Genomic DNA, 12,393 nt, shown 5'->3' on the forward strand with positions numbered 1-12,393 from the left:
GCTTTTGCTTCCACAACTTTTAGTTCTTCCGAAGAAAAACCGCCTGTATTTACCAATACACTATGAACTTCCAAATTTAGTTCGTTTTGTAAATATTTTACACAATATGATGTGTCTAAACCTCCACTATATGCAACTACAACTTTTTCCATGATTCTATTTATTATTCTTTTTTAAAAATAATGCTTGTTTTATTCTTTTTAATCTGCTTAATACCTTTGAATTGTATTTGTGTGTTTTTATTTTTTTTTCGTGTTTTGGATCATATAACATTCCGGTACACAAACACATTTTACGCTCTGTTCTTGTTAAAACATCAAAATTTTTGCAGGTTCTACAGCCATTCCAAAAGGCTTCATCTGTGGTTAATTCCGAAAAAGTTACTGGTTGATAGCCTAATTCATAATTGATTTTTAAAACAGCCAAACCAGTAGTAATTCCAAAAATCTTTGCTTCAGGATACTTTTCTTTTGAATACTCTAAGATTTTCTTTTTGATGGTTTTTGCCAATCCTTGGTTTCTATAATCAGGATGTACAATTAACCCAGAGTTTACCACAAAAGAAGCATTGTCCCAGGTTTCTATATAACAAAACCCAGCAAATTCATCATTTTCAATAGCAATTACGGCATCACCTGTGCTAATTTTTTTTATAATGTATTCCGGAGTTCTTTGTGCGATCCCAGTACCTCTAACTTTTGCAGACTCTTCAATAGTCTTACAAATTATTTCTGCATATTTAATATGCGATATATTAGCAATAGCAACTTTCATTGATTACTTTTTAAATTTTATAAATATATTTTGATGTTTTTTGAAATGTGAAAACGGACGCACCGTAATCAATAGAAATTTAAGCCCTCAAGGGGCGACGAGTGAAGCGACGTGTAATTAATAATTTATAATTCTGTATTTCCATTGGTACAATAGTACGTAAATTTTTAAAGCAAACATCAATTTGTTTAATAATTAACAATATTTCAATGAATACCGCTTATAATTAACAATTAATTTATCAAAGACCTTCATTTTATTAAATCAAGAATTGAAAAAGTTGTGGATTGTCATTTAAATACTCTCCTAAAAACCCTTTTTGTTCCATTCTTTTTACTAAAGGTTCAAAATCGTCTTTAGATTTTAATTCTATTCCAACTACAGCTGGCCCTTTATCTCTATTATTTTTTTTGGTGTATTCAAAATATGAAATGTCATCATCTGGTCCTAAAACATCAACCACCAACTCTTTTAAAGCACCTGCCCTTTGTGGAAATCGGATAATAAAATAATGTTTTAAACCTTGATATAGCAAAGCACGTTCTTTCATTTCCTCCATTCGGGTAATATCATTATTACCTCCACTTACTATACAAACAACCGTTTTTCCTTTAATTTGTTCTTTATGTTGTTCTAAAGCAGCTATTGAAAGTGCTCCCGCAGGTTCTACCACCAAAGCATTTTCATTATATACCTTTAAAATTGTAGCACAAATTAAACCTTCGCAAATAGTGTCTGTACCGTCTAATAAATCTTTGCAAAACTCAAATGTTAACTCGCCAATGCGCTTTACAGCTGCGCCATCAACAAATTTTTCTATTTTAGTTAAGGTAGTATTTTCACCTTTTTCTAATGAATTTGTTAATGAGGGTGCTCCTTTTGGTTCAACTCCGATTAACTTTGTGGCTGGACTTAAAGCTTTAAATACACTTCCAACTCCTGATGCTAAACCTCCACCTCCAACTGGCATAAATAAATAGTCTATTTCTGTATCAATATCATTAATAACTTCTAATCCAATGGTACCTTGACCCGCAATTACAGCTAAATCGTCAAATGGATGTACAAAAGTGCTTTTATGAAGCTCGCAAAATTGAGCTGCAGCTTTTTGACTGTCATCAAAACTATCTCCAAACAATTTAACTTCTATAAAAATACCGCCAAACATGCGCACCTGCTCAATTTTTTGAAGCGGAGTTGTTACTGGCATAAAAATGGTACCATATACTTCTAATTTGTTACATGCAAAAGCCACACCCTGTGCATGATTTCCTGCACTAGCGCAAACAATTCCATTTTGTAACTCTTCTTTTGATAAGCCTTGAATTTTATTGTAGGCTCCTCTAATTTTATAAGAACGAACTACTTGTAAATCCTCTCTTTTAAAATAAATATTAGCATTGTAATATTCAGAAAAATTCTTCATAAACACCAAAGGAGTTGCTTTTACAACTCCTTTAATGCTCTGTTGAGCTTTGTATATTTCTTCTAATGAAATACTATTTTTAATAGTTTCACTCAAAACTTTTGCTTTAAACTATTTTAATCATTGCCGTCATAGATGCTCTTAAAAATTCTCCAATTTCTTCAACAGGGTGATTTCTAATTACATCATTTACTTCAATTAATTCTTTATTATCAACACCATTTGAACCATCATTAAATGGTCTTCCAACAAAATTACTTGGTGTTTTTTTAACGTAATCTGCAATTAAAGGCTTACACGCGTGGTCAAATAAATAACAGCCATATTCTGCAGTGTCAGAAATTACACGGTTCATTTCAAATAATTTTTTACGTGCAATTGTGTTTGCAATTAGAGGTGTTTCATGCAACGACTCATAATAAGCAGATTCTTCTATAATACCAGATTCTGTCATTGCTTCAAAAGCTAATTCAACCCCAGCTTTCACCATCGCAATCATTAAAACTCCATTGTCAAAATATTCTTGTTCTGAAATTTCCACATCAGCTGCAGGTGTTTTTTCAAATGCTGTTTCACCTGTTGCTGCTCTCCAAGTTAATAAGTTTACATCATCATTTGCCCAATCTTCCATCATTGTTTTTGAGAAATGACCACTCATAATATCATCCATATGTTTTTGAAATAACGGACGCATAATGTCTTTTAATTCTTCGGAAGCATTAAATGCCGCAATTTTTGCTGGATTTGATAAACGATCCATCATATTGGTAATTCCACCGTGTTTTAAAGCTTCGGTAATTGTTTCCCAACCATATTGAATTAATTTTGATGCATAACCCGGATCAACTCCTTCATCAACCATTTTATCGAAACATAAAATAGATCCTGTTTGTAACAATCCACAAAGTATGGTTTGCTCCCCCATTAAATCCGATTTTACTTCAGCAACAAATGAAGACTCTAACACTCCTGCTGTATGTCCACCAGTTCCGACTGCATATGCTTTTGCATAGTCCCAACCTTTTCCTTCAGGATCGTTTTCTGGATGCACCGCTATTAAAGTTGGCACTCCAAAACCTCGTTTAAATTCTTCTCTAACTTCAGAACCTGGTGATTTTGGCGCTACCATAATTACCGTAATGTCTTTACGGACTTGCATTCCTTCTTCAACAATATTGAAACCATGAGAATACGATAAAGTTGCACCTTTTTTCATTAAAGGCATTACTGCAGAAACTACTGCGGTATGTTGTTTATCTGGAGTTAAATTGATTAACAAATCTGCTGTTGGAATCATTTCTTCATAAGTTCCTACTGCAAAATTGTTTTCAGAAGCATTTAAAAACGATTGTCTTTTTTCTGAAATTGCTGCTGGTCTTAATGTATAAGAAACATCTAAACCAGAATCTCTCATATTCAAACCTTGGTTTAAACCTTGCGCTCCACAACCTACAATTACTATTTTCTTTCCTTTTAAAGCTGCTACACCATCACTGAATTCTGTAGGATCCATAAATCTACATTTTCCTAACTGATCTAATTTATCTCTTAATGAAAGTGTGTTAAAATAATTTGTCATTTTTATTTTTTGTTAATCTATTTAATTATTTATTCTATTTGATATAATGGCTTAGATTTCGATCAGCCACTGCACTCCGTCCAATCCTCCAACTTCTGACTTCAAACCTAGTTTATTTCCTGTAATAATTCTGAAATAGCCATTTTAGGTTTTGTAATTGCAATTCTACCCGAACGCACAAATTGCAACAATCCATAAGGTTTTAGTTTATCGTACATATTATCAATATCTTCTTTTAAACCGGAAGCCTCAATTACAAAATAGCGCTCAGTAATTGAAATAATATGAGCTCTTCTAAATTTTAATTTATTCTGAATTTTCTCATCATATAAATGCACGTTTGAAATTTTAAACAGTGCAGTTTCATGATAAATTATCTCATCTTTCGTATGGTAAAAAGCACGAATCACTTCTATTTGCTTTTCTAATTGCCCTACTAATTTATAGGCTTGTATTTCTGAAATATTTACTACAAAAGTAAATCTGTGAACATTGTCTATTTCAGATTTTGAAACTGCCATACTTTCTATATTAATATGACGTTTTAAAAATATTGCTGAAAGGCGGTTTAATATTCCTACGTTATTTTCTGTATATACTGAAAATGTAAAATTTATAATTGTTTCCATAATTAACTTAATCTTATATCTGAAACACTTGCTCCTGTTGGTATCATTGGAAAAACATTGTCTTCTTTTTCAATAACTACTTCAAGAAAATAGGCTTCTTTTGATTGTACCATTGTTTGTATTGCTTCTGCTAAATCTTCACGCTTTGAAACTCTTTGTGCTTCAATATCATACGCTTGTGCTAATTTTACAAAATCTGGACTCACCATTTCTGTGGAAGCATAACGTTTGTCAAAAAATAGTTCTTGCCATTGACGCACCATTCCTAAATAACCATTATTTAAAACAACAATTTTAACTGCCGCTTTTGTTTGAAGTATTGTACCTAATTCATTACTAGTCATTTGATACCCTCCATCACCAATAATTGCAATTACTTCACGATTTGGAACACCTAGTTTAGCGCCAATCGCTGCTGGCAGTGCAAACCCCATAGTTCCCAATCCGCCAGAAGTAACATTACTTCTTGTTTTTGTAAAGTTGGCATAACGCCAAGCAAACATTTGGTGTTGACCTACATCAGTTACAATTACTGCATCTCCATCAGTTTCCTTATTTATTCCTCCTAAAACTTCACCCATTGTTAAGCCTTCTTTAGTTGGATTTAATTGATCGTCGATTACAGTTTCTTTTTCAATCTGATATAATTTATCAAATTCTTGCATCCAAACGCTATGATCTGCTTTATCAACATATTGCATTATTTCTACTAAAGTTTCCTTTACTGAACCTAAAACCGCAACATCTGTTTTTACGTTTTTATCAATTTCTGAAGGATCAATTTCTAAATGAATAACTTTTGCTTGTTTTGCATACGTTGCTAAATTTCCAGTAACACGGTCGTCAAAACGCATCCCAATAGCAATTAAAACATCACAAGAATTGGTTAATACATTTGGCGCATAATTACCGTGCATACCAACCATACCAACATTTAATGGATGTGCTGTATCCAACGCCGAAAGTCCTAAACCGGTACAAGCAGAAGGAATGTTAGTTTTTTCTATAAAGTTCTTAAACTCTTGCTCTGCTTCGCCAATTATAACGCCTTGCCCCCAAACAATAAATGGTTTTTTAGCGCTATTTATAATTTCAGCGGCTTCCTTTATTTTTTCAATATCAAATGCCGGAATTGCTCTATAACTCCTAATTTTTTCACATTTTTTATATGAAAAATCTATTTCTCCAAATTGCGCATCTTTTGTAATATCAATTAACACTGGTCCTGGACGACCAGATTTAGCGATATAAAATGCTTTTGCAATTATTTCAGGAATTTCTGAAGCTTTGGTTATTTGATAATTCCATTTAGTAACAGGAGTTGAAATTCCAATAATATCGGTTTCCTGAAAAGCATCAGAACCTAATAAATGAGAAGCAACCTGACCTGTTATACACACCAAGGGTGTTGAATCTATTTGCGCATCGGCAATTCCAGTAACTAGATTTGTAGCACCTGGGCCAGAAGTAGCAAAAACAATTCCTGGTTTCCCTGTAACACGTGCAAAACCTTGAGCTGCGTGAATAGCACCTTGTTCGTGACGGGTTAATACATGATGAAAATCTTTTCTATAATTATAAATTTCATCGTATACTGGCATAATGGCTCCTCCAGGATAACCATATGCTAAATCAGCATTTTCTTCTAACAAACATTTTATAACCGCCTCGGCTCCTGTAATTTTAACAGTTGTTGCAGTGTTTTTTTGTTGAACCTCGTTTTTTAATGTCTCCATAGGTTTAAAATTTATCCGTTACACAACCTTCTGAAGCAGAAGAAACGGTTTTTGCGTATTTATATAATATTCCTTTTGTATGTTTTAATGCTGGTGCTGTCCACTTTGCTTTTCTTTCAGTTAATTCTGCATCTGAAATTTTCATGTTTATGGTTTTATTAACGGCATCAATTACAATTATATCGCCATCTTTTACCAATCCAATTCCACCACCTGATTGCGCTTCCGGAGTTATATGTCCTACTACAAAACCATGCGTTCCACCTGAAAAACGTCCATCCGTAATTAAAGCAACAGATTTACCAAGACCAGCACCCATAATCATAGAAGTTGGTTTTAACATTTCTGGCATTCCAGGACCTCCTTTTGGACCGACATATCTAATAACAACAACATCTCCTCTTGAAACTTTTCCAGCTCCAATACCGTCATTTGCTTCTTGTTCACTATTAAAAACTACTGCCTTTCCCTCAAACAAATTACCTTCATTTCCACTAATTTTTGCAACTGAACCTTCAGTAGCTAAGTTTCCATATAATATTTGAAGATTTCCTGACGATTTTAACGCTTTTTCTGTTGGATGAATTACTTGTTGATCGTCTTCAAAACTCAAAGGTTTTACATCTGCTAAATTTTCAGCCAATGTTTTACCTGTAATAGTCATACACTCTCCATGTAAAAATCCTTTTTCTAATAAATATTTCATTACAGCCGGTGTTCCTCCAACTCCGTGAACGTCTTCCATCAAGTATTCTCCACTTGGTTTTAAATCGGCAATTAAAGGCGTTTTATCGCTAATACGTTGAAAATCTTCCAAAGTAAATTCAATACCTGCTGCATGAGCAATTGCTAAATAATGTAAAACCGCATTTGTTGAACCTCCCAAAGCATTTACCAAAGCTACGGCGTTTTCTAACGATTTTTTAGTGATAATATCTAAAGGTTTTAAATCTAACTCTAATAAATTTTTGATTGCTGCTGCAATTCGTTCGCTTTCAGATTCTTTATTTGGATTTTCAGCTGGAATAGATGAATTGTAAGGCAATGCAAAACCCATTGCTTCAATTGACGAAGCCATAGTATTTGCTGTGTACATTCCTCCACATGCGCCTGCTCCTGGAATTGCATTTTTTATAATTTCTTTATATTCTTCATCGGTGATTTCACCAGCAATTTTTTGTCCTAATGCTTCAAAAGCAGAAACAATATTTAATTTTTTTCCGTTGTATTTTCCCGAAGCAATAGTTCCACCATACACCATTAAAGATGGACGATTTAAACGCAACATTGCCATAATTGCTCCAGGCATATTTTTATCACAACCTACCACAGTTACCAAACCATAGTAAATTTGTGAATTCATTACTATTTCAATAGAATCGGCAATAACATCACGAGATGGTAAGGAATAGTTCATTCCTGACGTTCCCATAGAAATACCATCACTTACACCAATAGTGTTAAAAATTAAGCCGACTTCATTATTTTTATTGACTTCTTCTTTAATTTTTCCAGCCAATCCGTTTAAGTGCATATTACATGGATTACCATCATAACCAGTACTTGCAATACCAATTTGAGGCTTCTTCATATCATCATCAGATAGTCCCACTCCATATAACATTGCTTGTGCAGCTGGTTGTGTTGGATCTTGGGTTACTCTTTTACTATATTTATTTAGTTGCATTTAATTTAATACTTTTTTAATTATCTTAAATTATATTTAAAGTAATATCGATTTTATTATTTATTTTTCAATAAGACGCAAATTTAATTCAGTCATTTATTTTATTATTTTTTCATTTGCTTTTTTTACAATAGCCACATTATAATTTTATTATATAAAACTCTGTTTTTATGACAGTTAACTCGATTCTTTTTACAATGATTATATTATAAAAAAACCTGAATCAAAGCATTGATGCAGGTTTTTAAAATTTTAAAAATAATAGTGCATCAATTTATTATAGTACTGATAATGACTTCAATTAAAACGACACTAATTATTATTTTTCTATTCATTTTTTTTTAATAAAAAAACCTTCCTAAATTTTAGGAAGGTTTTATAATTTATAAATTACAATACAATCCTAAATCACCTGCAAATAATTACAGAGACTTTTATAGAAATAATATTGATAATACTGTTTTTCATAATTAAGTTACAAATATGTAACATATTTTTTAATTTGCTAATAATTAATTCAAATTTATTTTAAGAGTTTTTTTGCTTTTGTTTGAATTATGGATTCTACAGACACATTATAGATTTTACTTTCTAACCAAGATAATATATCTAAATATAAAAATGCACGTCTTTCAAAAGGATGGTTTTCGTATTTTTTTAATTCTGCGTGTAGTTTAATAAACTCTTTCCTTAAATCTTGTGGATAAATATTGCTTAAATTCTTTAAAAATTCTATCATTTTCCTTTGTACTTGATGTAAATCATTCATTTTCAACAAAAATTTATACGTTGAAACTATCAATTTTTCGATGTTAGAATCTATACCAGCCTCATAATGAGCAACTAAATTTAAAACTCTAGAAAAACATAACAGATCTTCTCGCATCTTTAAATCTTTATTCTGTATTATTTTATCAAGATAAAAAATACAGCTTTCATTATCTCCAGCCCCAAAATACATGCATCCAATTTTGTAGTAAAATACCATAGTATGGTGCGCATCTATATGTTCTTCATATTGCTGAATTTCCAATAATAATTTTTGAACAAAATCCAATCCTTTTGTAAATTTTCCTTCTAAAAAATATAGATTTAACTTGTTTTGATTGTAATATAAAAATGCCAATGTTTTGGTATTTTCATTTAAAACAATCATATCATTTTTTATATCAAAGTCAAGAGTTTCAAGTACTTTATTAAACTTTTTTCGATACTTAATTAGATATAAAGATTCTGCTAAATAATTAACCCCTTTAAGGTAAAAAACAGGATTTTGTTTCTTCATTTCAGGCCTTTCTTCGAATAAATCTACCCATTTTTGGGCATATTTAAAACTAGAAACAAAATCTTGTTTAATTAAACTATGCCATAAATATGCCTTATATAAAAAAAGTTTTTCTTTAAACCCAAGTTCGGATAACTTATATTTTGGCAATCTTTTTTCAAAATAATCAGTTACTAATTTAGAATCCTTATCATCTTTTACATAACCAGCTTGTAGCATTAAACTGTATAATTGTAACGATAAGTTAGATAATTTACTAATTCTAATATTTCTTAAACTTAATTCTTTTGCTTGTATGGTAAGTTCATCAGCTCTATTACTAATACTTCGTGTAATGTACTGAGATTCAATTACTTTTTCAAATTCAACAATTTCATAGGCTAAATTATTTTCATCATTAGCAATGGCAATGTCTTTTGCTTTGTCTAATATTTTTAGACTTTGTTTATAAAGCCCTTTATTATATAGAATTGCGGCAAAATCAAATTGTTCTCTAATTTGAGTTCGCGTATTTTGATGCACAGGATTAAAACGTAAACTCACCAATATCTGACGGTATAAATGCGCTTTGGTATTAGAAATTTGTTGTTTTTTTATATTGGTCTTTTCTAAAATTAGCTTGTCATCGTATGCATTTACTTTATCTAATAAATTAAACAAAGAAATAAAGTTTGCCTCTGCATTTCCACCTAATCTGCCAACATATAATTTAAATTGTCGTTTTTCAGATTTTGAAAGAGACTTTATTAAAGTAAAAAGTGAATCTTTTTGATCAATAGCCATTGTAACTATTTTATTTTTATCTTATTGATAATTAATTGTTTACAAAAAATACAATCCGTTTGAATATAGTAAACAACCATATTTACTACTATATTAAGAAACGTATACCCATATTTTTGATATTCAAAAGTGATAAAAAAAAATTAGAAATGAGTAAAAATCGAGTCCAAATTTTTGACACTACGTTAAGAGATGGAGAACAAGTCCCAGGTTGTAAGCTAAATACAGAACAAAAATTAGTAATTGCAAAACGACTTGATTTACTAGGAGTAGATGTTATAGAAGCGGGTTTCCCAATTTCGAGTCCAGGTGATTTTACATCTGTTGAAGAAATTTCAAAATTAGTAAAAAATGCAATAGTTTGTGGTCTAACCAGAGCACATAAAAAGGATATAGAAGTTGCTGCACAAGCATTAAAATATGCAAAAAGACCGAGAATACATACAGGTATTGGTACTTCAGAATCTCATATTAAATATAAATTTAATTCTACACAAGACAAAATAATTGAACGTGCCTTTGAAGCCACAGCGTATGCAAAAAAGTTTGTTGAAGATGTTGAGTTTTATGCAGAAGATGCAGGTAGAACAGATAATGAGTATTTAGCAAGAGTTTTAGAGAAAGTTATTAAAGCCGGAGCAACAGTTTTAAACATTCCGGACACTACAGGATACTGTTTGCCAGATGAATACGGGGCAAAAATAAAATATTTAAAAGAGAATGTTAAAGGTATAGACAATGTGATTATTTCTTGCCATTGCCATAACGATTTAGGTTTAGCTACTGCAAATGCCATTGCAGGAATTCAAAATGGTGCACGTCAAATAGAATGTACTATTAATGGAATTGGAGAACGCGCTGGAAATACTGCTTTAGAAGAGGTTGTTATGATAATGAAACAACATCCGTATTTAAATTTAGATACTAATATTAATACAAAATTATTGTACGACACTAGTTTACTGGTGCAAAGAAGTATGGGAATGATAGTGCAACCAAACAAAGCTGTTATTGGTGAAAATGCATTTGCTCATAGTTCAGGAATTCATCAAGATGGTGTTATAAAAAATAGAGAAACGTACGAAATTATGAATCCTGAAGATGTTGGTGTTACAGAATCTTCAATTGTTTTAACAGCCAGAAGTGGTAGAGCTGCATTGGCTTATAGAGCTAAAAATGTTGGTTATGATTTAACAAAAATTCAGTTAGATGATATTTATCCTCAGTTTTTAAAATTTGCAGATTTTCATAAAGAAGTAAATGATAGTGACATCCATCACTTAATGGAATTAAATCATATTCATAAAACAAACATCCATATTTAATACAAAAGATAATCCTATAATTTTTAGTTTTTTTTGAAAAGAATAACTTAACTTGACCTGAAATTTTTTAAATAAAAACTTTTAATAAATATAGTTATGAAGTTAAATATCGCTTTGCTTCCAGGCGATGGAATTGGTCCAGAAGTAATTCAACAAGCCGTTAAAGCATTAGATGCAGTTGCCGAAAAATACAACCATGAATTTATATATACATATGCTAGTGTTGGTGCAATTGCAATAGAGGAAACAGGAAATCCATTACCAGATGCAACTTTAAAAATTTGTACAGAAGCAGATGCAATTTTATTTGGAGCAATTGGAGACCCTAAATACGACAACAATCCAACGGCAAAAATACGTCCAGAGCAAGGTTTATTAAAACTTAGAAAAAGCTTAGGTTTATTTGCAAATATTCGTCCGTTATCAACTTACGAAGCTTTAATACATCAATCCAATTTAAAAGCTGAAGTAATAAAAGGTGTAGATTTTGTAATTTTTAGAGAACTAACTAGTGGAATTTATTTTGGGAAAAAAGAATTAAGTAAAGATGGTACTGAAGCCATTGATGTTTGCAGGTATACCGTTGAAGAAATAGATAGAATTGCTCATTTAGCTTTTAAAAGCGCACAAGTAAGACGTAAAAAACTTACGTTGGTTGATAAATCTAATGTATTAGAAACATCTCGTTTATGGAGAAAACGTATAATTGAAATTTCAAAAAATTACCCTACTATAAATTTAAACTTTTTATTTGTTGACAATGCAGCTATGCAACTTATTTTAAACCCTAAACAGTTTGATGTAATTTTAACTGAAAATATGTTTGGTGATATTTTATCTGATGAAGCTAGTGTAATTTCAGGTTCTATTGGCTTATTAGCTTCTGCTTCAATTGGAACAAATACTGCTATGTTCGAACCAATTCACGGCTCATACCCTCAGGCGAAAGGTAAAAATATTGCCAATCCATTAGCTGCAGTTTTATCGGCAGCAATGCTTTTAGATCATTTTCAATTAAACGAAGAAGCTGAAGCAATTAGAACAGCAGTTGAAAAATCTATTGAGTTAAACATAACTACACCAGATTTAAATAGTACAAATCATTTTTCAACAACAAACGTTGGCAGTTTTTTAAGCGATTTTATTTTAGATGATGAAAATACATTTTA

10 protein-coding genes are annotated in these 12,393 nt (G+C 31.2%); 2 read left to right on the plus strand and 8 right to left on the minus strand.

Features of this window, described 5'->3' with window-relative positions; translation table 11 throughout:
• The 8 genes from AB1Z17_RS02170 to AB1Z17_RS02205 all read right to left on the minus strand — a co-directional run.
• Window positions 1–152, minus strand: a 152-nt coding sequence (locus tag AB1Z17_RS02170; protein WP_368050157.1) for an argininosuccinate synthase domain-containing protein, incomplete at its 3' end; no start/stop codon positions are given.
• A 4-nt stretch (window positions 153–156) separates the two neighbouring features.
• Entirely contained in the window at window positions 157–774 is a 618-nt protein-coding gene (locus tag AB1Z17_RS02175) for a GNAT family N-acetyltransferase (RefSeq protein WP_368050148.1), read from the minus strand.
• Between the two features lie 259 nt (window positions 775–1,033).
• Window positions 1,034–2,296, minus strand: coding sequence for a threonine ammonia-lyase IlvA (gene ilvA / locus AB1Z17_RS02180; RefSeq protein ID WP_368050149.1), 1,263 nt, complete (start codon window positions 2,294–2,296; stop codon window positions 1,034–1,036).
• Window positions 2,297–2,306: 10 nt separating this feature from the next.
• Window positions 2,307–3,779, minus strand: a complete 1,473-nt coding sequence (gene ilvC / locus AB1Z17_RS02185; protein ID WP_368050150.1) for a ketol-acid reductoisomerase — start codon at window positions 3,777–3,779, stop codon at window positions 2,307–2,309.
• A gap of 107 nt (window positions 3,780–3,886) precedes the next feature.
• The gene (gene ilvN, locus AB1Z17_RS02190) at window positions 3,887–4,408 is read right to left on the minus strand and encodes an acetolactate synthase small subunit (protein ID WP_368050151.1); all 522 of its coding nucleotides are present in this window, start codon (window positions 4,406–4,408) and stop codon (window positions 3,887–3,889) included.
• A 2-nt stretch (window positions 4,409–4,410) separates the two neighbouring features.
• Window positions 4,411–6,144 carry a biosynthetic-type acetolactate synthase large subunit gene (gene ilvB, locus AB1Z17_RS02195; protein ID WP_368050152.1) on the minus strand — a complete coding sequence of 578 codons (1,734 nt, stop codon included), beginning with the start codon at window positions 6,142–6,144 and terminating at the stop codon, window positions 4,411–4,413.
• A 4-nt stretch (window positions 6,145–6,148) separates the two neighbouring features.
• On the minus strand, window positions 6,149–7,831 hold the full coding sequence (gene ilvD, locus AB1Z17_RS02200; RefSeq protein ID WP_368050153.1) for a dihydroxy-acid dehydratase: 1,683 nt from the start codon (window positions 7,829–7,831) through the stop codon (window positions 6,149–6,151).
• A 523-nt stretch (window positions 7,832–8,354) separates the two neighbouring features.
• A complete protein-coding gene (locus AB1Z17_RS02205; protein ID WP_368050154.1) occupies window positions 8,355–9,899 on the minus strand; it encodes a hypothetical protein in 1,545 nt (514 codons plus the stop codon).
• A 149-nt stretch (window positions 9,900–10,048) separates the two neighbouring features.
• On the opposite strand from AB1Z17_RS02205, the gene AB1Z17_RS02210 reads away from it, so the two are divergent.
• Both AB1Z17_RS02210 and leuB read left to right on the plus strand, forming a co-directional pair.
• A complete protein-coding gene (locus AB1Z17_RS02210) occupies window positions 10,049–11,224 on the plus strand; it encodes a 2-isopropylmalate synthase (RefSeq protein WP_368050155.1) in 1,176 nt (391 codons plus the stop codon).
• 96 nt (window positions 11,225–11,320) lie between these two features.
• A partial coding sequence (leuB, locus tag AB1Z17_RS02215; RefSeq protein ID WP_368050156.1) for a 3-isopropylmalate dehydrogenase occupies window positions 11,321–12,393 on the plus strand: 1,073 nt, incomplete at its 3' end.

The sequence above is a fragment of the Lutibacter sp. genome, assembly GCF_040883305.1.
GTDB lineage: Bacteria > Bacteroidota > Bacteroidia > Flavobacteriales > Flavobacteriaceae > Lutibacter.